The sequence below is a fragment of the Morganella psychrotolerans genome (assembly GCF_001676155.1).
Classification (GTDB): domain Bacteria; phylum Pseudomonadota; class Gammaproteobacteria; order Enterobacterales; family Enterobacteriaceae; genus Morganella; species Morganella psychrotolerans.
The window spans coordinates 85,102-108,078 of record NZ_LZEW01000032.1; the positions used below are offsets into that span (position 1 = coordinate 85,102).

The 22,977-nt window shown below is 50.0% G+C and carries 18 protein-coding genes, 1 pseudogene and 1 other annotated feature; of the genes and pseudogenes, 6 read left to right on the top strand and 13 right to left on the bottom strand.

Annotated elements, in window-relative coordinates:
• Positions 1-17 precede the first annotated feature (17 nt).
• A complete protein-coding gene (nhaA, locus tag AYY16_RS17270; protein ID WP_067369472.1) occupies positions 18-1,196 on the bottom strand; it encodes a Na+/H+ antiporter NhaA in 1,179 nt (392 codons plus the stop codon).
• Between the two features lie 281 nt (positions 1,197-1,477).
• On the opposite strand from nhaA, the gene AYY16_RS17275 reads away from it, so the two are divergent.
• Both AYY16_RS17275 and AYY16_RS21580 read left to right on the top strand, forming a co-directional pair.
• The gene (locus tag AYY16_RS17275; protein WP_328585684.1) at positions 1,478-2,068 is read left to right on the top strand and encodes an EamA family transporter; all 591 of its coding nucleotides are present in this window, start codon (positions 1,478-1,480) and stop codon (positions 2,066-2,068) included.
• Positions 2,028-2,321, top strand: coding sequence for an EamA family transporter (locus tag AYY16_RS21580; RefSeq protein ID WP_459562094.1), 294 nt, complete (start codon positions 2,028-2,030; stop codon positions 2,319-2,321). The genes AYY16_RS17275 and AYY16_RS21580 overlap by 41 nt, the downstream gene beginning before the upstream one ends.
• 172 nt (positions 2,322-2,493) lie before the next feature.
• On the opposite strand, the pseudogene dnaJ reads toward AYY16_RS21580, so the two are convergent.
• The 5 genes and pseudogenes from dnaJ to tal all read right to left on the bottom strand — a co-directional run bounded on the left by dnaJ (position 2,494) and on the right by tal (position 9,267).
• A pseudogene (gene dnaJ, locus AYY16_RS17280) lies at positions 2,494-3,634 on the bottom strand (molecular chaperone DnaJ).
• A gap of 104 nt (positions 3,635-3,738) precedes the next feature.
• Positions 3,739-5,661, bottom strand: a complete 1,923-nt coding sequence (gene dnaK / locus AYY16_RS17285; protein WP_067369475.1) for a molecular chaperone DnaK — start codon at positions 5,659-5,661, stop codon at positions 3,739-3,741.
• A gap of 540 nt (positions 5,662-6,201) precedes the next feature.
• Entirely contained in the window at positions 6,202-7,500 is a 1,299-nt protein-coding gene (locus AYY16_RS17290) for an MFS transporter (protein WP_067369477.1), read from the bottom strand.
• 122 nt (positions 7,501-7,622) lie between these two features.
• Entirely contained in the window at positions 7,623-8,207 is a 585-nt protein-coding gene (mog, locus tag AYY16_RS17295; protein WP_067369481.1) for a molybdopterin adenylyltransferase, read from the bottom strand.
• Positions 8,208-8,313: 106 nt separating this feature from the next.
• Positions 8,314-9,267, bottom strand: a complete 954-nt coding sequence (gene tal / locus AYY16_RS17300; RefSeq protein ID WP_067369486.1) for a transaldolase — start codon at positions 9,265-9,267, stop codon at positions 8,314-8,316.
• Positions 9,268-9,593: 326 nt separating this feature from the next.
• On the opposite strand from tal, the gene yaaA reads away from it, so the two are divergent.
• Complete coding sequence (yaaA, locus tag AYY16_RS17305) at positions 9,594-10,367, top strand: peroxide stress protein YaaA (protein ID WP_067369489.1); 774 nt, start codon at positions 9,594-9,596, stop codon at positions 10,365-10,367.
• Between the two features lie 84 nt (positions 10,368-10,451).
• Here the strand turns inward: yaaA and thrC are convergent, their stop codons facing one another.
• From thrC to thrA, 3 genes are read right to left on the bottom strand one after another with little or no spacing between them, the layout of a single operon-like run.
• Entirely contained in the window at positions 10,452-11,744 is a 1,293-nt protein-coding gene (gene thrC, locus AYY16_RS17310) for a threonine synthase (protein WP_067369492.1), read from the bottom strand.
• Positions 11,745-11,752: 8 nt separating this feature from the next.
• Entirely contained in the window at positions 11,753-12,685 is a 933-nt protein-coding gene (gene thrB / locus AYY16_RS17315; RefSeq protein ID WP_067369495.1) for a homoserine kinase, read from the bottom strand.
• A gap of 3 nt (positions 12,686-12,688) precedes the next feature.
• Positions 12,689-15,148, bottom strand: coding sequence for a bifunctional aspartate kinase/homoserine dehydrogenase I (gene thrA, locus AYY16_RS17320; RefSeq protein ID WP_067369499.1), 2,460 nt, complete (start codon positions 15,146-15,148; stop codon positions 12,689-12,691).
• Positions 15,149-15,178: 30 nt separating this feature from the next.
• Positions 15,179-15,293 (bottom strand) — a sequence feature (Thr leader region).
• A gap of 653 nt (positions 15,294-15,946) precedes the next feature.
• Here thrA and arcA point away from each other — a divergent pair.
• Positions 15,947-16,663 (top strand): two-component system response regulator ArcA, encoded by a 717-nt coding sequence (arcA, locus tag AYY16_RS17325; RefSeq protein WP_067369502.1) that lies wholly within the window; start codon positions 15,947-15,949, stop codon positions 16,661-16,663.
• Between the two features lie 148 nt (positions 16,664-16,811).
• On the opposite strand, the gene creA is transcribed toward arcA, so the two are convergent.
• Positions 16,812-17,303 carry a protein CreA gene (creA, locus tag AYY16_RS17330; RefSeq protein ID WP_150385047.1) on the bottom strand — a complete coding sequence of 164 codons (492 nt, stop codon included), beginning with the start codon at positions 17,301-17,303 and terminating at the stop codon, positions 16,812-16,814.
• Between the two features lie 287 nt (positions 17,304-17,590).
• Between creA and robA the strand changes: the two genes are divergently transcribed.
• A complete protein-coding gene (gene robA, locus AYY16_RS17335; protein ID WP_067369505.1) occupies positions 17,591-18,505 on the top strand; it encodes an MDR efflux pump AcrAB transcriptional activator RobA in 915 nt (304 codons plus the stop codon).
• Positions 18,506-18,589: 84 nt separating this feature from the next.
• On the opposite strand, the gene gpmB is transcribed toward robA, so the two are convergent.
• The gene (gene gpmB, locus AYY16_RS17340; RefSeq protein WP_067369508.1) at positions 18,590-19,237 is read right to left on the bottom strand and encodes a 2,3-diphosphoglycerate-dependent phosphoglycerate mutase GpmB; all 648 of its coding nucleotides are present in this window, start codon (positions 19,235-19,237) and stop codon (positions 18,590-18,592) included.
• A 203-nt stretch (positions 19,238-19,440) separates the two neighbouring features.
• On the opposite strand from gpmB, the gene yjjX reads away from it, so the two are divergent.
• On the top strand, positions 19,441-19,980 hold the full coding sequence (gene yjjX, locus AYY16_RS17345) for an inosine/xanthosine triphosphatase (RefSeq protein ID WP_067369665.1): 540 nt from the start codon (positions 19,441-19,443) through the stop codon (positions 19,978-19,980).
• A 227-nt stretch (positions 19,981-20,207) separates the two neighbouring features.
• On the opposite strand, the gene trpR is transcribed toward yjjX, so the two are convergent.
• Positions 20,208-20,531 (bottom strand): trp operon repressor, encoded by a 324-nt coding sequence (gene trpR, locus AYY16_RS17350; RefSeq protein WP_067369510.1) that lies wholly within the window; start codon positions 20,529-20,531, stop codon positions 20,208-20,210.
• 108 nt (positions 20,532-20,639) lie between these two features.
• A complete protein-coding gene (gene sltY / locus AYY16_RS17355) occupies positions 20,640-22,565 on the bottom strand; it encodes a murein transglycosylase (RefSeq protein WP_067369511.1) in 1,926 nt (641 codons plus the stop codon).
• Positions 22,566-22,977 lie beyond the last annotated feature (412 nt).

The following is a 22,977-nucleotide window of genomic DNA, read 5'->3' on the forward strand; positions in this document are numbered from 1 at the left end:
GGCCGGTGAATAATTCATTACTGCCGGACGGTTTTCTTCGGTAACACAGAATGAAGTAAAAATAACCCGGTGACCGCCGCCATTGTGGAACCAATCAGAATTCCCAGCTTAGAGTAGGTGTTAAACGCTTCCGGTAGTCCGTCAAATGCCAGCCCCGCGATAAAGATTGACATAGTAAAACCGATCCCGCACAACACTGATACCGCAAATATATGGTTAAGAGTAATCCTCTCCGGCAATTTTGCAAAGCCCAGTTTTACCGAAATCAGACACGCCGTGAAAATCCCCAGCGGTTTACCGATAAATAACCCGAGCAGTATTCCCAGCGGCAATGTCCCCATCAACGCATCCATTGAAATACCCTGTACATTGACGCCTGCATTCGCAAACGCAAACAGTGGCAGGATAAGATACGCCACCCACGGATGCATAACATGCTCCAGCTCTTCAGACGGAGAGTGTACTCCATCTTTACTGCGCAGCGGGATAAGGAACCCGACAATCACCCCCGCCAGTGTGGCGTGGACACCGGACTTCAGAATGCAGACCCATAATATCAGCCCCGCAACCATGTAAGCCGCTGTATTGTTAACATTGCGCCAGTTCATCAGGCACAGCACCACAACCATTAATGCCGCCAGCAGTAACGCCGTAAGCGATACTGTTTTTGTATAAAATAAGGCAATAATCACAATGACGCCGAGGTCATCAATAATTGCCAGCGCCAGCAGAAAGACTTTCAGTTCTGTCGGCACCCGCTTGCCCAGCAGCGCCATAACGCCGAGTGCAAAAGCGATATCGGTTGCCGCAGGTATTGCCCAACCCTGACTGGCTGCGGGATCACTCCCGTTGAACAAAAGATACACCAGCGCAGGGGCAACCATACCACCAAGTGCGGCAATCGCCGGAAACATCGCTTTATCACGACCGGCCAGAGAGCCGACCATCAGCTCCCGCTTAACTTCCAGCCCGACGACAAGGAAAAATATCGCCATCAGGGCATCATTAATCCATAATAACAAGGGCTTATCAATTTCCAGTGCAGAAAATTTCACGGCAACCGGAATATCAAGAAACTGCTGATACACTACCGACAGCGATGTATTTGCCATTATTAATGCAACCAGAGCTGCAATAATCAGCAGTATGCCACCTGCGGCTTCAAGTCTTAAAAACTGTCGGATAATTGCTTTCATAATTTAACTCCGTTTACACTGTCGACAATAATACTATCGACATCAATACTATTGACGTTAATACTATGCGAATCATCAACTCGAAAAAAGTAGTTTATTCATCACTTAAACATCGGTTTTTTCGATCTAAATAGTGTTTACATCACAGAATAATCTTAAATAAAAATATTAATTAACATTAAATAAACACTTAATGATAGTGATGAATACCTTTTTATTCATCATATTGGTTGATATTTTAGTATCAAATTGCTCCTACTCTGAATAAAACAGGTTATTTTATGTCCGTCACGCTGTTTATTGCCGTTCTGTTTGCCGCTTTTTTCCACGCAAGCTGGAATGCAGTTATAAAATTTGGTCAGGACAGGTTTCTCGGCATCGCCGTCATGACGATTTATTCAGGTCTGGTGTCTGTTCCCGTGCTGTTCCTGATCGGGTTACCTGACGCCGCCGCGCTGAAGTGGCTGGCGCTCTCCGCGCTGTTTCATATCGGTTATGCAGTCTGCCTGAGCCGGGCTTATGCGCGCGGGGATCTCAGCCAGATTTACCCTGTCTCGCGCGGGTGTGCGCCTTTACTGACCACCCTTTTTGCTGTCACTCTATTTGGTGAACATCTGGCATGGCTCTCATTCGCCGGTATTATGCTGATTGTATCTGGTGTTATTCTGCTTGCTTTCAACCGCCGCTCACCGTCACATGCCCGCGCAGGGCTGGTTTATGCCATTATCACGGCTTTTTTTTACCGCCTGTTATACGCTTTCCGATGGTTTCGGGGCGCGCAGCAGTTCAGACCCCCTGACCTATATTTTCTGGCTGTTTGCATTAAACGGGCTGGTGATGCTGATATTAGGGTTTGCCCGCTACCGGCATAATTTTACACGGAATTTTTTGCGCTACAGTAAGCCCGGGCTTACCGGCGGCATATTGCAGATATTCAGTTACGGCATTGTAATTTGGGCAATGGGGCAGGCTTCCATTATGCTTGTCGCCTCATTGCGGGAAACCAGTGTACTGTTTGCCTTGCTGCTCTCCGCCTTTTTCCTGAAAGAACGGCTGACACAGGCGCGGATAGTTGCCGCCTGTATCATTGTGGCGGGAGTTATTGTGACAAAGCTGGGAAGCTAGCGCTCACTCTCCTGTGATTGCAGGTGACTGCGCAATACTATTCATTTTGTGATCATCATGATGATCACATGAGAAACAATAACGGAACGGGATAAAACAACTTTTATAAAGCGCACAAAAAAACCGGCCGGAAAGAGTATTCCGGCCGGTTCAGTTCTTATATGAAGCTGACTTACTTCGTCAGGTCATCAAAGAATTTTTTCACCCCGTCAAGGAAGCGTTTCGCTTTCGGGCTGTTGTTGTGACCACTCTGGCCTTCCACCGACTCACCGAACTCACGTAACAGTTCTTTCTGTTTTTCGCTCAGTTTAACCGGGGTTTCGACCACAACACGGCACATCAGGTCGCCCTGCATTCCGCCGCGCGCAGGTCTGACACCTTTGCCTTTCATGCGGAACTGCTTACCGGTCTGGGTTTCAGCCGGTATTTTGAGCTTAACGCGCCCGTCCAGTGTCGGTACTTCAATTTCACCGCCCAGTGCTGCAACGGAAAAACCAATCGGCACTTCGCAATAGAGGTTGCTGCCTTCACGCTCAAAGATATTATGCTGACGAACGTGGACTTCAACGTACAGATCGCCCGCCGGTGCCCCCATTTCGCCTGCTTCACCTTCACCGGTCAGACGGATACGGTCACCGCTGTCCATCCCTGCCGGAATTTTGACTGACAAGGTTTTATAGCGCTCAACACGACCATGACCATGGCATTTGCTGCACGGATCTTTGATAATCTGACCGCGTCCCTGACACGTCGGACACGCCTGCTGAACCGCAAAGAACCCCTGGCGCATCTGCACCTGGCCCATACCATGACAGGTCGGACACGTCTGTGGATCAGTGCCTTCTTTCGCGCCGCTGCCGTGGCATTTATCACAGGTTTCCAGCGTCGGAATACGGATCTCTTTGGTCACACCACGAACCGCTTCTTCCAGTGTCAGCTCTATGCTGTAACGCAGGTCTGCCCCGCGCGATGCACGTTGCTGACGGCGTCCGCCACCAAAAATATCACCGAAGACGTCACCAAAAATATCACCGAAATCTGCACCGCCGAAACCGCCGCCTTGTCCGCCTCCGCCCATACCGCCTTGTTCAAATGCTGCATGACCATACTGGTCATACGCTGCACGCTTCTGGCTGTCGATGAGAATTTCGTAAGCTTCTTTAACTTCTTTGAATTGATCTTCTGCGCCTTTATCGCCCTGATTACGGTCAGGGTGATATTTCATCGCAAGGCGTTTATAGGCTTTTTTTAATCTCTTTTTCATCTGCTGATTTAGAGACGCCCAACACCTCGTAGTAATCTTTTTTTGCCATCCGTTTTGTCCCTTAACACACACGCACACGGGCGCAGAGTTTCCTCAACGCCCGTGTGGGTTTTCAGTGATTAATCTTGTCCATCACCGCGCCCGCTAAGGGCCTTATTTTTTGTCTTTGCTATCATCAACTTCTTCGAATTCAGCGTCGACAACATCATCATTCTGACCGGCATCCTGCGCAGCATCAGCACCAGCTGCACCTGCCTGAGCCTGCTGCTGAGCCATTTCCATCAGCTTGGCAGAAGCCTCGATCAGCGCTTTCGTTTTCTCTTCGATAGCCGCTTTATCTTCGCCTTTGCTTGCGATTTCCAGCTCACTCACTGCCTGCTCGATTTTTACTTTATCGTCGCCCGGCAGTTTGTCGCCTGCTTCTTCAATCTGTTTACGGGTTGCGTGAACCAGTTGATCTGCCTGGTTGCGAACCTGTACCAGCTCTTCAAACTTACGGTCAGCTTCTGCGTTAGCTTCAGCATCACGAACCATTTGCTGGATCTCTTCTTCATTCAGACCGGAAGAGGCTTTGATGGTGATGTTCTGCTCACGTCCGCTGTTTTTATCTTTAGCAGACACATGCAGGATACCATCCGCATCAATATCAAATGTAACTTCAACCTGCGGCATACCGCGTGGTGCCGGCTGAATACCGTCTAAGTTAAACTGACCCAGTGATTTGTTGTCACCGGAACGTTTACGCTCACCCTGCAACACATGGATAGTCACCGCAGACTGGTTGTCTTCCGCTGTGGAGAACACCTGGCTGTGTTTGGTCGGGATAGTGGTATTTTTGGCTATAAGCGCCGTCATCACACCACCCATAGTTTCGATACCCAGTGACAGCGGGGTGACATCCAGCAGCAGAACATCTTTCACTTCGCCGCCTAACACACCACCCTGAACTGCCGCACCAACAGCAACAGCTTCGTCCGGGTTCACGTCTTTACGTGGCTCTTTACCGAAGAAATCTGCTACGGTTTTCTGAACCATCGGCATACGGGTCTGACCACCAACCAGGATAACATCCTGGATGTCACCAACAGACAGTCCGGCATCCTTCAATGCAACTTTGACCGGCTCCATGCAGCGCTTAACCAGGTCTTCAACCAGTGACTCCAGTTTTGCACGGGTCACTTTAATGTTCATGTGTTTAGGACCAGACGCGTCCGCCGTGATGTATGGCAGGTTAACGTCGGTCTGCTGAGCGGAAGAAAGCTCAATTTTTGCTTTCTCGGCAGCTTCTTTCAGACGCTGCATTGCCAGCGGGTCATTACGCAGGTCGATACCCTGCTCTTTCTTAAATTCTTCAACCAGATAGTTGATCATGCGGCTGTCGAAGTCTTCACCACCTAAGTGAGTGTCGCCGTTCGTTGCCAGCACTTCATAGGTTTTTTCGCCATCAACTTCATCGATTTCGATGATAGAGATATCGAATGTACCACCACCAAGGTCAAATACCGCGATAGTGCGGTTACCGACTTCACGGTCAAGGCCATAAGCCAGCGCTGCCGCAGTTGGTTCGTTGATGATACGTTTTACATCCAGACCTGCAATTCGCCCTGCGTCTTTTGTTGCCTGACGCTGCGCATCATTAAAGTAGGCAGGAACGGTGATAACTGCTTCAGTTACCGGCTCGCCGAGATAGTCTTCAGCGGTTTTCTTCATTTTTTTCAGCACTTCAGCTGAAATCTGTGGTGGTGCCATTTTCTGGCCTTTCGCTTCCACCCATGCGTCACCGTTATCTGCGCCGACAATTTTGTACGGCATGATATTCATGTCACGGCTGACTTCTTCTTCATTAAAGCGACGACCGATCAGTCGTTTGATAGCAAACAGTGTATTTTGCGGGTTAGTCACGGCCTGGCGTTTTGCCGGCTGTCCGACTAAAATTTCGCCATCGGCGGTATACGCAATGATTGACGGTGTTGTGCGATCGCCTTCCGCATTCTCCAGTACACGCGCTTTGTTGCCATCCATAACAGCAACACAAGAGTTAGTTGTACCTAAGTCGATACCAATAATTTTACCCATTTAAACGCCTCCGAATAATTCTGTTCTGTCTTACGTTACGATATATATGAGGTTCGATTTTCACTTTTCAAGAAAAAATTTTCGCCATCCTGACCCGGATTCTCCCCCGACGGTACAGGACATCCGCAACGCTAAAAGAAATTCAACTGAGATTCAGTTTCCGATGACAACTAGATGGGGTCATAAATGCATTCATCAAGGGTAAAACAGAAAAAAAAACAGATTATTTAAAAGAAAATGATCAATTGCTGAAAAATTCCGCAATAACAGTGCTGTCATTGCAACATATACGCTGAATAATTCGGGATGCCTGTAGGCGACAAGCTCCGACCGCCGGGGAGCATACATCAGTATGTGACCCAGCTGGTTTCACGCCGCCAACGAACCTGCAGTTTGAATGAATAAGTGTCTATACCCAACGTCATTCAAGATGCAGGAAGGCGGCAAGGGAAGGTAGACGGGGAGCATACACAAGTATGTGACCCGGCTGGCTGAGCGCAGCCAACGAACCTGCAGTTTGAATGAATAAGGGTATAAATATCAGGAACTAAGCACCACCATCCGCCGGTATACTGTGGCTTTGCGCATATAAAGCCCCGTTAATAAACCAATCAGTGACAATCCCGCCATATAATAAGCAGGTGCAAGAGGCGTCCATTTCAGAAAGAGAGTCACCACGATCGGCGTCAGTCCGCCAAAAATGGCATAGGAAACATTATAGGAAAATGAAATTCCGCTGAAGCGGATTTCAGCCGGATAGCTGTTTACCAGGACAAACGGCACCGCGCCCACGACACCGACACTGAACCCGGCAAGCCCGTAGGTCAGTGACAGTGGTGTCCCCGGGTAACCCGCCGTCAGATAAAAATAGCCGGTACACACCGCCAGCAGAATACTGCCGCCGATAAAAACAATCGCGGCACCCAATTTGTCACATAAGAATCCTGCAACCAGGCAACCGGCGCATAACGCAAGGATCGCGGTCATATTCGCGACCGACACCACCGCTTTTGCCAGCCCGAATTCTGTCTGTAAATATGCAGGCGTCAGCAGGATCACCACCACCACACCGGCAGACAGCAACCACGTCAGCAGCATTGAGATAACTATCGCTTCCCGGTGATCCGCAATCACGGTTTTCAGTGGCAATTCTTTCGCTAACGCTTTCTGTTTCTGCATTTCCTGAAAAACCGGGGTTTCCGCTAACCAACGGCGTAAATAGAGTGCGACAAAACCAAAGATACCGCCGAGGAAAAAGGGTACACGCCAGCCCCAGCTCAGTTGCTGCGCGTCCGTAAGCTGCGTCGCTATCATCATCGCCACCAGAGAGCCGAGGAGGATCCCGACTGTAAGCCCGGCGGTCAGCGTGCCGCAGGCAATACCAATGCGGTGCTTTGGTACGTGTTCGGAGACAAACACCCACGCCCCCGGCACTTCCCCGCCGATAGCCGCACCCTGCATAATCCGCATCAGCAGAAGCAGTACCGGAGCGGCAATACCAATAGTTTCATAGGTCGGCAGCAGACCGATACAGAGCGTCGGTACCGCCATCAGCAGAATACTGAGAGAGAACATTTTTTTACGCCCGACGAGGTCGCCGAAGTGTGCCATCACAATGCCGCCCAATGGGCGCACCAGATAACCGGCTGCAAAAATCCCGAAGGTTTGTAATTGAACCAGCCAGCCGGGAATGTCCGGCGGAAAGAATAGTTGCCCGATGGTAACCGCAAAAAAGATAAAGATGATGAAATCGTAGAATTCGAGTGCGCCGCCCAGAGCTGCAAGAGAGAGCGTTTTGTAATCCTGCCGGTTCAGCGTCCGGAGAGCCGTTTGAGCCATGAGTTCACCTTTCCTGTCTTTACATTGCTGTTATTTTTACTTTACATAAGTAGGTAACCGCATCATAGGACAAGAAAGGTGCTCAGGGGAACGTTTTTTTATTTTATGCTGAATACCCTGAATTACTGTGGCTTTATGGCTGATTTAGGACGGAATACCGCGACAACCTGAGGGTCAGTTTCAATATAGGGACCATCCAGAAGCTGTATACAATACGGTACACTGGCGAAAATACCGGCAACGGTGACGTTTCCGCTTTCATCTTTCAGCCCTTCCAGGGTTTCTGCAATGGCTTTCGGCTGACCGGGCAGATTGAGGATCAGAGACTGATTGCGGATCACGCCTACCTGACGGGATAGGATCGCCGTCGGCACAAATTTCAGGCTGATCTGGCGCATTTGTTCACCAAATCCCGGCATTTCGCGATCGGCGACTGCCAGTGTTGCATCAGGAGTGACATCACGCCGGGCCGGTCCCGTGCCACCGGTTGTCAGCACCAGATGGCAACCGAATTCATCCACCAGCTCACACAGTGTCTGGCTTATCATGGTTTCTTCATCCGGGATCAGGCGGGTTTCTGTCTGAAAGGGCGTGGTGATAGTTTTCGCCAGCCACGCCTGTAAAGCCGGGATACCTTTGTCTTCATAAATACCACCGGATGCGCGGTCAGAAACCGAGACAAGGCCGATGCGCAACACATTATTCATAATTACCTCTGCGTCATTTTGACTCCGGCGCCAGCATAGCATTGGTGCCGGAAACAAAAAAGGCAGCCAACCGGCTGCCTCTCACAATCATGCTGTTAATCAAACATTACAGCAGATCGGCGATCATTTTTTCCAGTTTACCCTGGTCTACTGCAAACTTACGGATACCGTCCGCCAGTTTCTCAGTCGCCATAGGATCACTGTGATGAGCCCAGTAAAATTCAGCTTCAGTCAGTGGCGCAGGGGGCGCTTTAACGTCACCTTTGTACTCCAGTTTGCGCTCAACAGCCCCGGTCGCTTCTGACAGCTCTTTGAGCAGTGCAGGTGCGATGGTCAGACGGTCACAACCGGCCAGTTCCAGGATTTCGCCTGAGTTACGGAAGCTTGCACCCATAACCACGGTTTTGTAGCCGTGCTCTTTGTAGAAATTGTAGATCTCAGTGACAGAAATGACACCCGGATCTTCTGCCGGAGCAAATTCTTTTTTGTCACCGTTGGCTTTGTACCAGTCAAGGATACGACCGACAAACGGGGAGATCAGATACACACCCGCTTCTGCACAGGCGCGCGCCTGTGCAAAGGAGAACAGCAGTGTCAGGTTACAGTTGATACCTTCTTTTTCCAGCTGTTCTGCCGCGCGGATACCCTGCCAGGTAGAGGCAAGCTTGATAAGGATACGGTCATTGCTGATACCTGCATCGTTATACAGTTTGATCAGACGTTTTGCTTTGGCGATACTCGCCTTAGTGTCATAAGAGAGACGGGCATCCACTTCTGTTGAGATACGACCCGGGATCAGTTTGAGAATTTCCAGACCGATATTTACCGCCAGCTTATCACCGGCATCGATAATCTGCTGTTCGCGTGAATCACTCTGCCCGCGCGCCCAGGTTACCGCTTCATCAATTAATTGACGGTATTCAGGGATTTGCGCTGCGTTGAGGATCAGAGAAGGGTTAGTGGTGGCATCCTGAGGCTTGTAAAGCTTCATTGCTGCAATGTCACCGGTATCGGCCACGACCGTGGTCAGATTACGCAGGGAAGTCAATTTATCGGTCATTTTCGTCTCTCATCTTATGTCAGAAGATACTCTGCATAATTCGGAATGCATGTAGGCGACAAGCAAAGCCGGTGCATCCTGAAGTATGACGGGTATAGATGGCAATATGCCGCAACTGCGTTTGATAATATCACGGTCAGGCTGCTGCGCAAGCAAGGAAAATCCGCATCATCAGTGGCTGTTTTTATCTAACCTGCTGTAATTATGATAATTTCATCTAATCCACACAGATCCCCTTTCCGGCTATTGCTGTGATTTGCCCGTTGCCGCATTTTTTTTGATAGAGTAGACCACATAATGATGAAAACAGACCGGAGCCGACTATTATGCTGCTGACGATTTCCCCTGCCAAAACACTCGACTATGACAGCCCGCTGACCACACAGCGCTATACACAGCCGGAGTTGCTCGCACAATCAGAAGAACTGATGCAAACCTGCCGCAAACTGACCCCGGCGGATATCGGCTCTCTGATGCATATCAGCGATAAACTCGCCGGTCTGAACGCCGCCCGTTTCGGGGAATGGCAGCCGGATTTCACGCCGGAAAATGCGCGCCAGGCGATCCTTGCCTTTAAAGGGGATGTCTACACCGGTATGCAGGCTGATACCTTCAGTGAGGCAGATTTTGATTTTGCCCAGCAGCATCTGCGGATGCTTTCGGGGCTTTACGGTGTGCTGCGCCCGCTGGATTTAATGCGTCCGTACCGCCTGGAAATGGGCACAAAGCTGGTCAATCCGCGCGGAAATAATCTCTATACGTTCTGGGGGGATATCATCACAGAGAATCTCAATCAGGCGCTGGCGGCACAGGGTGATAATGTCCTGGTGAACCTGGCATCTGATGAGTATTTCAAAGCCGTGAATCTGAAGAAACTGGATGCCGTCATGATTAAACCGGTCTTTCTCGATGAGAAAAACGGCAAATACAAAGTGATCAGTTTCTATGCAAAAAAAGCGCGCGGGCTGATGAGCCGCTTTATTATTCAGAACCGCCTGACGCAGCCGTCTCAGTTGCCTGATTTTGACCTGGATGGCTACCGTTTTGATGAAAGTCAGTCCACAGAGCGGGAGCTGGTGTTTACCCGTTCGGAACAGTGATTATCGATTCCGGCATGCAAATTAATAAAAACAGCCGCGCTGATAATTACCTGCGCGGCTGTTTTTTTACCGGTAAAAAAAAAATTACGGCTTCACTGTCTTCATTAAATAGTCACGCAGTGCTGCAAAATCTGCCGGTAATACCGCAGACAGCAGCGGCAGATCTGCCCGCTCCGCCAGCTCTGCCGGTAACGGCAATTTTTGCTCAAGAATGGCTTCCACGCTCTCCAGGAATTTTGCCGGATGTGCCGTGCCGAGGAAAATACCGTACTCCCCGGGCTGTAAATCTTTACGCAGCAAGCGATACGCAATAGCGGCATGCGGTTCAGATATATAGCCTTTCCCCATCAGTTCGCGCATTGTTTCCCGGGTTTCATCATCATTTACCGCACCGGAACGCAAATCACGCAATGACCAACCCTGACGCGCAAACAGCGCTTCAATCCGCGGCCAGTTATTCGGCTGGCTGACATCCATCGCATTAGACAGCGTGGCAACAGTCACCGCCGGTTTCCACTGTCCGTCTGCCAGATAGCGCGGCACCGTGTCATTGGCATTGGTGGCGGCGATAAAACGCTTCACCGGCAAGCCCATTGCTTTCGCCAGAACCCCTGCGGTCAGGTCGCCGAAATTTCCGCTCGGGACAGAAAAGACCAGTTCGCCGCGTTTTTCTGCCGGAGCCTGTGCCACCGCTTCAAAGTAATAGCAAATCTGCGCCAGCAGACGGCTGATGTTAATCGAGTTCGCCGAATTGAGATGCAGCACCTGTTTCAGCTCTTCATCATCAAACGCCTGTTTTACCAGCGCCTGACAGGCATCGAAATCATCCTGTACAGCTACCGTATGAATATTTTTACCCAATGTGCAGAACAGTTTTTCCTGTAACGGGCTGATTTTCCCCTGCGGATAAAGGATAACCACCTGCACATTTTTCAGACCATAAAAGGCATGTGCGACAGCCGCCCCGGTATCACCGGAGGTTGCCGTCAGAATAGTAACGGGTTTATCTCCGGCAACCGCTGCCAGCGCCTGCGCCATAAAGCGCCCGCCGAAATCTTTAAACGCCAGGGTCGGGCCATGAAACAGTTCCAGGCAGCTCACATCACTTTCCACCGGTTTCAGCGGTGCCGGGAAAGCAAACGCGGCGCGGACACGCGTATCCAGCTCTGCCCGGGGAATTTCATCACCAATCAGTGCATGCAGGATAACCACACTGCGGCTGACAAAATCCATTGCCAGCAGGTTATCCATCGCCTCAGAATCAAAGAACGGCAGGTCACGCGGGAAAAACAGCCCCTGACCACGCCCCAGACCTTGTTTTACTGCCTGCGCAAAACTGACTTTTTCGCTTTCGTCTTTTAAATTGTACAGTTCCATTTTTAACCTTATGCACTCACTTGTCGTGCGCCCGCGAGATCCAGGCGGCACAGATGAACAAACCCTTCGCTGTTTTGCAGATAGTGCGTGGTAAACACATCTGCGGCCTGCTCTGCCGCCGCTTTGTTGTCACAAACAGCAAACAGTGTCGGCCCGGAGCCGGAGATCCCGCAGGCTTTCGCGCCGCAGGACATGACCTGTGCGCGCACAGCATCAAAATTCGGTAATAACTGCCGGCGGTACGGCTCAGCAACCACATCACGGATCATAGATGCCGCCAAATCCGCCTGCCCGGTGTGACAGGCGTGGATAAACCCCGCCAGGTTGCGCCCGTGATCCACAATATCAGACCTGGAATATGCCGCCGGTAAAATCGCCCGTGCCTGCGCCGTGGAGACTTTAATGCCCGGATACGCCATCACCCAGTACCAACTGTCAAAACACGGCACCGCCTGACTGACACTGTCCGGCGTTTCAATATTGAGCTGTAAACCACCCAGGAAGCACGGCGCGACATTGTCATAATGCACACTGCCGGAGATGCGCCCTTCCATCTCGCCCATCAGGCGCAGCAGCGTCATATCATCCAGCGGCTTGCCGGCGTAATCATTCAGCGCAACCAGTGCCGCAACAACCGAACAGGCGCTGGAGCCAAGCCCGGAGCCAATCGGCATATTTTTTTCCAGCGTCATCGCCACAGGCAATACATCCCCGAGTACCTCACAATACCGCTCCCAGCACTGGTAAACGATATTGTGTTTCGGGTTATCGGGCAGCTTTTTGACAAACCGCCCGCTGTTTGTCAGTGAAAACTGCGTGGCTTTTGCAACAGACACACAGTCACCAAGCAGTTCTCCGCTGACCGGAGACACTGCCGCACCCAGCACATCGAACCCCACACTTACATTCCCGATTGACGCCGGTGCATAAATTTTAATCACCCGTTACACTCCCAGTTTCCATGACATTGTGCGCAACACATCTGCAAAAATCCCGGCGGCTGTCACATCATTACCCGCACCGTAGCCGCGCAAGACCAGCGGGATCGGCTGATAATAGCGGGTGTAAAATGCCAGGGCGTTCTCGCCGTTTTTCACTTTATACAGCGGATCGTTACCATCAACATCCATGATTTTCACCTGACAACAGCCGTTATCAATCACGCCAACATAGCGCAAAACACGTCCTGCTTCTGCTGCTTTCGCCACACGGTCAGCAAAGGCGGCATCAAGCGAGGGCAGATTGGCCATAAACGTATCCACATCACCTGTGGCATCAAAGTCCGGCGGCAGAACTGACTCCACCTGAATATCAGAAAGCTCAAGTGCAAGACCGGTTTCGCGGGCGAGGATCAGCAACTTACGCGCGATATCCATGCCGGAGAGGTCGTCACGGGGATCCGGCTCCGTAAAGCCTTTTGTTTTGGCGATAGCCGTTGCGCCTGAAAGCGACATTCCCTCATCGAGCATCCCGAAGATAAAAGAGAGTGAACCGGAAAGAATGCCGTTGAACTGCACCAGTTCATCCCCTGCACTCAGTAGGTTCTGAAGGTTTTCGATAACCGGCAGTCCTGCGCCGACGTTGGTGTCATAACGGAACTGACGCTTTGATTGTGCCGCCGCACGGCGTAATTCGTGGTAGTAATCCATGGATAATGTGTTGGCTTTTTTGTTCGGCGTGACCACATTAAATCCGTCTTTCAGGAAAGCTGAATACTGGAGAGCGATTTCCTCATTTGACGTACAATCCACAATCACCGGATTGAGAAAATGATACTCTTTTTCCAGCCGGATCAAGCGACTGAGGCTGAACGGCTCTTTCGCTTGCGCCAGCGCCGGACGCCAGTCCTGTAAATCAATACCGCGCATATTTGTCAGCATGGCTTTCGAGTTGGCGATACCACAGACCCGCAGGTCAATATTGCGGGCTTTCAGCCACGATTGCTGGCGGTGGATTTGCTCCAGCAGCGCACTGCCGACCCCGCCGGTGCCGATAACAAACACTTCCACAATGCGATCCGTATTAAACAGCATCTGGTGACAAAGGCGGACGCCGGATGCGGCAAGATCGTTATCCACCACCGCAGAAATCGAACGCTCGGAAGAGCCCTGGGCGATCGCAATAATATTGATATTGGCGCGGGTCAGTGCCGAGAAGAAACGGGCAGAAATCCCCTTGAGGGTGCGCATACCATCCCCGACCACAGAGACAATCGCCAGGTTATTCAGCACATCCAGGGGCTCCAGCACGCCCTCTTTCAGCTCAAGATAAAACTCCTCTTCCAGCGCCTGCTGAGTACGGGCTTTGTCTTTCTGAGTCACACAAAAACTGATGCTGTACTCCGACGAAGACTGCGTGATCAGAACAATGGAGATATTGCGCCGCGACATCACAGTAAACACCCGTGCCGCCATTCCGACCATGCCTTTCATCCCGGGACCGGAGACATTAAACATCGCCATATTATTGAGATTAGTGATCCCTTTCACCGGCGTGCTGTCATCGCGCTGACCATCACCAATCAGTGTGCCGGGCGCTTGCGGGTTAAGGGTATTTTTAATCAGGCACGGGATCTGAAATTGCGCGATCGGCGCAATAGTGCGGGGATGCAGCACTTTCGCCCCGAAATAAGACAGCTCCATCGCTTCCTGATAAGACATCCCTTTCAGCAGCCGGGCATCCGGAACAAAGCGCGGGTCGCAGGTATAAACGCCATCCACATCTGTCCAGATCTCACAGCATTTGGCACGCAAACAGGCCGCCAGCACCGCAGCAGAATAATCAGAACCGTTGCGCCCCAGCACAACCAGCTCACCCTGTTCATTCCCTGCCGTGAAACCCGCCATCAGCACAATATGATCAGCCGGGATATTCAGCGCCGCTATGCGTTTAGTGGATTCATTGATATCAACTGTCGATTCAAGATATGCACCGACCGCCAGCAGACTCATCACCGGGTCAATAACCGTCACTTTGTGCCCGCGGGCTTTCAGCAGTGATGCCATAACCGCAATGGAAAACCGCTCACCGCAGCTAATCATATTGGCATTGATACTGTCCGGACACTGCCCCAGCAGGGATACCCCGTGCAAAACCTGTTTGATGCGGCTGATTTCCTGCTCAGTTTCCCCCTTCAGACGTGCATACTCAAACCCGGAAACAGTGGCGTTCAGCCCGTCCAGAATGCCGTTCAGAATAGCTTCTGCGTCATGTACCAGCGTGTGTGCGTCCTGGCCGCTGACGGTCTGCTCTACCATCGCCACTAAATAATTAGTTATTTTTGCCGGTGCGGAAAGCACCAGTGCAACTTGTCCCTGTGCGAGTTTTTCCTCTGCAATTCCCGCGATGTTAAGCATACGTTCCGCGTTTGCCACGGATGTGCCGCCAAATTTAAGTACACGCATGTGTCACCTGCTCCTGCCGTTTTTAGTCCAAAAAAAAAAGCCCGCACAATTTTTTGTGCGGGCTTTTTTCGTGATTCAGATATGCGTCAGCCCGCACCGCCGGTGGTAATGGTGGTGGTGGTCGTAATAATAATCATGTTCAGGCTGTGATTACGCATTGAGTTCCTGTCCGTCCTTTATCTGGTTTACCCTATTACGGTTAAAGGAAAGGCCGGTTGATGTCAAATTATTCTTCAAAATAACCCGGAAAATCAGACTATCAGGGGCCTGTCACATAACATATTAAAAAGAGATTCTGGTAAATTCGCACTGCCATTAACACATATCCCGGTATTTAATTTCACGTAATCCTGACTTTTTTGTTTTTTTTTAACTTTTCTTGCGCAGGTTTCATTTTTCGCTGTTTACCCGGGAGAAAAATGTACAATAATCAGACAAGTCAGATATAATGCTTAACATTGTATCTTTATTTATTTGACAATCATTAAAACCGGCAATTAACAATTGAAGAATGTGTTAACGTGCTACAATTGATTTTGATATGTATCAACAAAGGTTAGTTTTCCAGATGGTAAATGAATGGGTTGCTGTTATATTGGTGTTAATAGACTAATATTGGTACGAATCGTTTCAATTCTTTACTTTCTGAATTGAGTGATTGTAAAAACGCGGTCTGAACCAGATTTTTTTTCTGTTCACAGGTTTCGTGTCAGACATAACCAAAACTACACCGACACAGAAAACCCGGGCAGATAATCCAATTTCTTATAATTCTAAGTGATTTAGGTAGCGACTATTATGCAAACCCCGCATATTTTAATTGTTGAAGATGAGATCGTCACACGTAACACTCTGAAAAGTATTTTCGAAGCAGAGGGTTATGTTGTACATGAAGCCACTGACGGTGCAGAGATGCATAATGTACTGTCAGACCATGATATCAATTTGGTTATCATGGACATCAACCTCCCGGGAAAAAATGGTCTGTTATTGGCGCGCGAGCTCCGTGAACAGGCAAATGTGGCATTAATGTTCTTAACCGGCCGTGATAATGAAGTCGATAAAATTCTCGGTCTGGAAATTGGTGCTGATGACTATATTACCAAGCCGTTTAATCCGCGCGAACTGACTATCCGTGCACGCAACTTACTCTCCCGGACCATGAATCTGTCCGGTGGCAGTGAAGAGCGCCGCAGTGTGGAAAGTTACAAGTTTAATGGCTGGGAACTGGATATTAACAGTCGTTCATTAATCGGGCCGACCGGTGAGCAGTATAAGCTCCCGCGCAGTGAGTTCCGTGCCATGCTGCACTTCTGCGAAAACCCGGGCAAAATTCAGACCCGTGCTGAATTGCTGAAAAAAATGACCGGCCGTGAACTGAAACCGCATGACAGAACTGTGGATGTCACCATCCGCCGTATCCGTAAGCATTTCGAATCCACACCGGATACCCCGGAAATTATCGCCACTATCCACGGCGAAGGTTACCGGTTCTGTGGTGATCTCGAAGAGTAATCTTCTGCCACAGCAGTAACGTAATATCAGCCTCGGTGCCGTGCCACGACACCGGGCTTTGTTACGTCTGCTATACCCTTATTCATTCAAAATGCAGGTTCGTTGGCTGCATCCTGAATGACGTTGGGTATATAAGTAATGGAATAAATTAGTTATTCCACGGCATAATCGGTACGGCACTCAGCGCATTCTTTGGTGAGCCGTCAACAACTTTATCTGAGTAGGTCAGATAGACCAGTGCGTGACGTGATTCATCATAGAAACGTACAACCTGTAACTTCTTGAATACGATAGATGTTCTTTTCTGGAAAACAACCTGTCCTTTGTCTTTCTTACCTTTTTTCACTTTATCACTGACCGTGACCGGCCCGACCTGCTGACAGGAAATTGCGGCATCTGAGGTATCTTCAGCCAGCCCCAGCCCGCCTTTAAATCCGCCTGTTTTCGCACGGCTCAGGTAGCAGGTGATATTTTCCACATCCGGGTCATCAAACGCTTCCACCACAATTTTGTGGTCAGGACCAAATATTTTAAACACGGTGTCCACCGAGCCAATTTCTTCGGCATGACTCAAAAAGGATAACGTACTCAATGAAATAGCTGTGATAATACCCAGTAGTGACTTATTCGTCTGATTCATAATTTTTGATAGTCCGAGAAAATCATTTGAAAAATGTATGATTTCAAAGATAATTCATATTGCCGTTTTATGATAGTCACAGCACTCTTAAAATATTCTCCGGCCAAAAGTAATAATGAGTAAATGATTATCCCACTGATAATTACTCAGGTTAGAATATTAATCCGTTATATATACTATGAATAATTCGGAATGCATGTAGGGTAGCTGAGCGTAGTCAACACCCGGGCATTCTGAAGTATGACGAGTATAATTTCCTAACGTCATCAATCCAATAAGGGAGATGTATGGATCAGACCAGCATCATTCGCGATTTACTCCGTTGGTTAGATGAGCACTTAGATCAGCCACTTTCTCTCGACCACGTTGCAGCGAAGGCAGGCTACTCCAAGTGGCATTTACAACGTATGTTCAAGGATGTTACCGGCGAAGCTATCGGGGCTTATATCCGCGCCCGTCGCCTGTCACGCGCAGCTATTGCCCTGCGCCTGACCTCACGTCCGATTTTAGATATCGCACTTCAGTATCGTTTTGACTCACAACAAACGTTCACCCGTGCATTCAAGAAACAGTTTAATAAAACACCCGCGCTGTATCGCCGTCTTGACGAATGGTGCTCTGACGGTATTTGTTCTGCTATTTTGCTCAACGATGTCCCTATGCCGGAGTATGAATTTGTCACATTCCCGCCTCGTACTGTTATAGGGATAGAAAATAGCTGCTCCCATCGTCTGGAAGACTGGGCTACCGCCTGTACACGCATGCGTCAGGAGTTCTGGCTGCGCTATATTTCTGCGACAAAAACGATTCCGGACTATGTTTACGGGTTGTACAGCACGTCCCGCAATCCGGATAAAGAAGATGAGCAGAGCGTCAGCTATACCACGGCTGTGGATAAAGAGTCTGCCGCATTCACCACACAGGAAAATCTTCGTGAGCTGGAGATGCCGGGCGGTGAATATCTCTGCTTTACATTCAACGGCATTCCTTACCGTGGTGCAATGCAGGAGTTTCTCTTCACGATTTACGGGCAATGCGTGCCGCGCCTGGGGATCACCCGCCGCAGAGGCTATGATATTGAGCGTTACAAGCTGAGAAAAGATACGGATGTTGTGAATGCAACGGATATCGATGAAGCTGATCCGCGTAACCATATTGAAGAGTTTAAATATTATATTCCTGTCAGGCACGATCCGCAGTAATTGCCCCCTGACTCCGCTGAACACATGCCGCCCCGGGCGGTATCTGTTCCTCCGGGAGCGGCATCAGTTATATTATCTGTCTGTTCAGCGTTGCACTTCATCCAGTGCCGGAAGGGTAAGATGCGTGGTATCCCCCGCAGTTTCCACCACCCAGCCATCTGCCAGCCACGGGCTTTCCTGGTATTCCAGTACAGACAATGAACAGTTGCGCAGACGCAGACGACGCTCCGCGTAAGGTGCCAGCCCCATCACCGAGCCAATCAGACAACCCAGCGCTATACCGTGACTGACCAGCAGAACCCGGCTGCCTTCCGGCAGTTCAAGGGTGCTTTCCAGAGCAGCACGCATCCGGCTTTCCAGCTCAGTGAGAGATTCTCCCTGAGGAATACGTCCTTCTTCTGCGCCGTTGAGCAGGCTCTGACGCCAGCCCTCTTCTTCAGCGTTCAGGGTATGGATCTGACGTTTTTCCAGAATCCCCATATTCAGCTCACGCAGACGTGGATCTGCAATCACATCACAGCCGCAGGCATCTGCTATCAGTTGCGCAGTCTGTTGTGTGCGACCCAGATCACTGGCGATAATATGCGTGATCCCTTCATTTTTCAGACGCGCGGCAACCTGACCGGCCTGATCAATACCACTTTGCGTTAACGGGCTGTCGGAATGCCCCTGGATACGGCGCTGAACATTCCATTCGGTTTCACCGTGACGGACAAGAAATACCTGTGTCATAACTATCAATCTCTGCTCTTGCTGTGTGGAAGTCTGATTACCCCGATACCATACCGTAAAAGTATTCACAGGATCACGCTTTATCCCGCAAACAGATCGTCCCGGCGGTGCCGCCCGCCATGCGGGGGGTAAAAAATACTGCGGAAAGCCGCCAATATTCGCTATACTGCGCCAAACAAAATAACGTGGGTAGTTTAATTATCATGTTTCATATTATCGCAGCGACGACTAACCCGGCTAAAATTCAGGCAATTCGTGCCGCTTTTGAAGTGGTTTTAGGGAACGGAAATTTTGATATTGAAGATGTGAATGTGGACAGCAGTGTGCCACAGCAACCCATCGGGAATACCGAAACCCGTACCGGAGCCCGTCAGCGTGTAAATGCTGCCCGCCAGGTAAGACCGGAAGCAGATTTCTGGGTCGGCGTTGAAGCCGGTATTGACGGCGATATGACCTTTGCCTGGATTGTCATTGAACACCAGCAATTGCGGGGCGAATCCCGTTCAGCCAGCCTGATGCTGCCGGAGAAAATTCTGGCGGGGATCCGCGAAGGCCGTGAACTGGGCGATGAAATGGCGGATCTGACCGGCGTGGAAGATATTAAACAAAAAGGCGGCGCGATTGGTTTCTTCACCGGCGGCGCACTTACCCGCACCAGCGTGTATGAGCAGGCAACCATCCTGGCTCTCGTCCCTATCCAGCACGAAATCTACAAATCACTGAATACCAAAGAAGAAAGATAAAAAAACCGGACCGGCGACAACCGGCCCGGCGACTTTTTCACACCTTTGACTTTTTTCACACCTTTATAACAGTTGTGCAAGCTACTCTTCCTGTGCCAGCCCTTGTCCCCGATACGGGACACCGGCCCAATACGCGATTTCACCTTCACGCTGACTTATCTCAAAATTGCTGTTTGCATCGTTCAAGATCCCGACGCACTACCGGCGGGAGAATAAAAGATGATTGCTCACCCTTTTTTTGTCATCAGTTCCTGTTCCAGCCAGGCTTTAACTGTTTCCGGTGCATATTTCAGGCTGTTGGAGCCGCGGGTGATAGTGGCAATCCCCACACCTAATTCATTTTTCAGCTCGCGCTGGCTCATTTTACCGCGCAGCAGTTCTTCCACAATACGGACGCGGGTGCCGAGAGCGGTGCGTTCATCTGGCGTAAAAAGAAGCTGAAAAATATGGGATTCAATATCCTGCGAATATGCGTTACCCAATAACCGGACAAAGCGCTGCCAGTCACTGTTCTCGTCGGACGCGCTGTCCTGAAGGTGAACCGCTGTCATGTGTTACCCCATATTGACCGGGAGTACAAAATATACTCATTAACTAGTACAGACAGGATAACACATGCCCGGTACAACTGTCTCCTGCTGTACCGGGCAGAAAAACGATCAATAACGCATTGATTTTTCAGAAGGTGTAAGAACATCCGCAGGTGTCTGACCTTTCAGGAAGTTTTGATAAAAAATATCAAATGCCAGCACATTTTTCACATAACCCCGGGTTTCTGCAAACGGGATAGTCTCCACAAATGCCACCGCATCCAGTCGTCCGCCACTGTTACTCAGCCAGCGGTTAACTCTGGACGGACCCGCGTTATAGGCGGCACTCGCCAGGATCCGGTTCTGACCAAACTGGCTGTAGACACTGTCCAGATATGCTGTACCAATCTCGATATTTTTACGCGGGTTTACCAACTGGCTGGTATTGCTGTAATCGGTAATTCCGCTCTGTTTTACTGTATGGCTTGCTGTTGCCGGCATCAGTTGCATCAGACCCGTCGCGCCGACCGGTGAACGCGCCTGCGGGTTCCAGGCACTTTCCTGACGCGCTATTGCCATCGCGTAACTTTTGGTGATGCTTTTATTCTGAGTGAATTCATCAAACTCACTCAGCCACGCCAGCGGAAAACGTTCTTCCAGATGATCCCACAGCTTGCCGTTAATTGTTGCCAGAACACTCAGATCCGCCCAGCCCTGTTCGAGCGCATAACGCGCCAGCTGAGCTTTACGCGCAGGTGGCTGGCTATCCACCAGATTCAGCCATTCAGTACGCGCCTGCCCTTCCAGCTGCCAGTACAGCAACTCACTGACGCGCCGCACTTCCGCCTGGTTGTTGATGGTGTAGTCTGGTTTATCTGCGGCATTAATCAGCATGACATAAGGTTTGCCCAGATGCTGAGCCGCCACCATCGGATAGAAACCGCGCCCTTGTGTGATTTTCTCCAGGATGGCATCTGCGGCTGCTTTATTTCCGCCTTTTTCCAGCAGAATAGCACGCCAGTATTGCCACTCTTCTTTTTGCTGAGCCTCCGCCGGTAACCGGGTCAGCCAGCGGTCTAAATCACGATCATCGGCATTTCCCAGTGCCAGACGCACCCGGCGCTCACGCAATGTGACAGAATCCGTCTCCTGAATAACATCATCACGCCACGCCGCCTGTTCTGTTGTTGCATCGCCCATGTATTGCCACGCGATCGCATCTTTCAGTTGCTGACGCTCACTGTCATTCATTTTCTGGGCGCGTGCCACACCGCTCAGATTCATACGGGCTGCATCAGGTGATTTGCGGGCATAGGCCGAAAAAGCAGAGATAGTTGCCTGGCGCGTAAAATCAGTCGGGTTGATTTGTGCAAACGTCACAACAGACGCAGGATTTTTTTGCAGATCAATCAATCCGTTACTGATAGTCTGATATTTCGGTGGTAATCGTTTTGCCAGATAACTGACCATGGACGTATTGCCGGACTTCAGTGCCAGGCTGATACGCTCAAGCACCCGTTCCGGTGTCAGCCCGCCGGTCTGCTCCCAGACATCAAATAATTTGTCGCAGTTTGCCGGCAGAGAGTTACCGGACAGCCAGACAGATTTTGCTCCGTCCAGCGCAACCTGCCGGTTACCGGTCTGCCAGTTCGCATAATAATAATCACACTTCGCGCCGACCGGCTTCGGCACCGTGGTGCTGAAACTGACCAGCCCCTGCCAGTCATTACGTTTCGCCAGCTCGCTGATAAATTTATTTTTCAGGCTTGCCGCAGAGGGCAGATTAGGATGAGTCGCTGTAAATGCATTGACCTGATTGCTGGTCAGCAGGCTCATATCCTGTGTCAGTTCGCGGTATTCCAGATACGGATAAAGCGGATACTCTTTCAGCATCGGCATCAGGCGTTCAACCTCTGCCATATCATTGGTATCCCAGGCGGTCTTGACAGCCTGATAGCGTATGCGCTGTTCACCCAGCGAGTCCGCGAATGCCGGTACTGAAAACATCAGCACACCAAGGGCTGCCACGCCCGGCCATACACTTTTCCTCGTCATCTTCCCGTCTCCTTAATTACCGGTTACCTGCTCAGGCATTCTCTCAGCCGTTTGACCATAAAAAATACAGTAAGTGCAGGGAATGTATTAAATAAATAATACCTTGCTGCCGAATAATATTACACAGGTGCGTAATTTTAGTTATCAGAAACAGAAAACAAACACGAAATGATAAAAAAACCGAAACCAGGAGTTGTATGTTCATTTACCCGACGGTTACAGAATATACTTCTGATTATTCTTATTATGCATTCTCGTTATGATAAAAAATGGTATATTATCTCTATGGCAGCGTGATCATCTGGCACAGAGACTGTTTTTGATATATAGTAGGAATAATTCCTAACGTCACATATGTTAAATAATTTCGGATATGGGTAATCGACCGGGTCATTGCGCCGGTAACCGGTGT

Coding starts and splice junctions, on each gene's coding strand:
- yjjX (WP_067369665.1), top strand. CDS start 19,441: ATGTTTCATATTATCGCAGCGACGACTAACCCGGCTAAAATTCAGGCA.
- arcA (WP_067369502.1), top strand. CDS start 15,947: ATGCAAACCCCGCATATTTTAATTGTTGAAGATGAGATCGTCACACGT.
- thrC (WP_067369492.1), bottom strand. CDS start 11,744: ATGGAACTGTACAATTTAAAAGACGAAAGCGAAAAAGTCAGTTTTGCG.
- nhaA (WP_067369472.1), bottom strand. CDS start 1,196: ATGAAAGCAATTATCCGACAGTTTTTAAGACTTGAAGCCGCAGGTGGC.
- trpR (WP_067369510.1), bottom strand. CDS start 20,531: ATGACAGCGGTTCACCTTCAGGACAGCGCGTCCGACGAGAACAGTGAC.
- dnaK (WP_067369475.1), bottom strand. CDS start 5,661: ATGGGTAAAATTATTGGTATCGACTTAGGTACAACTAACTCTTGTGTT.
- yaaA (WP_067369489.1), top strand. CDS start 9,594: ATGCTGCTGACGATTTCCCCTGCCAAAACACTCGACTATGACAGCCCG.
- AYY16_RS17290 (WP_067369477.1), bottom strand. CDS start 7,500: ATGGCTCAAACGGCTCTCCGGACGCTGAACCGGCAGGATTACAAAACG.
- mog (WP_067369481.1), bottom strand. CDS start 8,207: ATGAATAATGTGTTGCGCATCGGCCTTGTCTCGGTTTCTGACCGCGCA.
- robA (WP_067369505.1), top strand. CDS start 17,591: ATGGATCAGACCAGCATCATTCGCGATTTACTCCGTTGGTTAGATGAG.
- gpmB (WP_067369508.1), bottom strand. CDS start 19,237: ATGACACAGGTATTTCTTGTCCGTCACGGTGAAACCGAATGGAATGTT.
- creA (WP_150385047.1), bottom strand. CDS start 17,303: ATGAATCAGACGAATAAGTCACTACTGGGTATTATCACAGCTATTTCA.
- sltY (WP_067369511.1), bottom strand. CDS start 22,565: ATGACGAGGAAAAGTGTATGGCCGGGCGTGGCAGCCCTTGGTGTGCTG.
- thrA (WP_067369499.1), bottom strand. CDS start 15,148: ATGCGTGTACTTAAATTTGGCGGCACATCCGTGGCAAACGCGGAACGT.
- AYY16_RS17275 (WP_328585684.1), top strand. CDS start 1,478: ATGTCCGTCACGCTGTTTATTGCCGTTCTGTTTGCCGCTTTTTTCCAC.
- tal (WP_067369486.1), bottom strand. CDS start 9,267: ATGACCGATAAATTGACTTCCCTGCGTAATCTGACCACGGTCGTGGCC.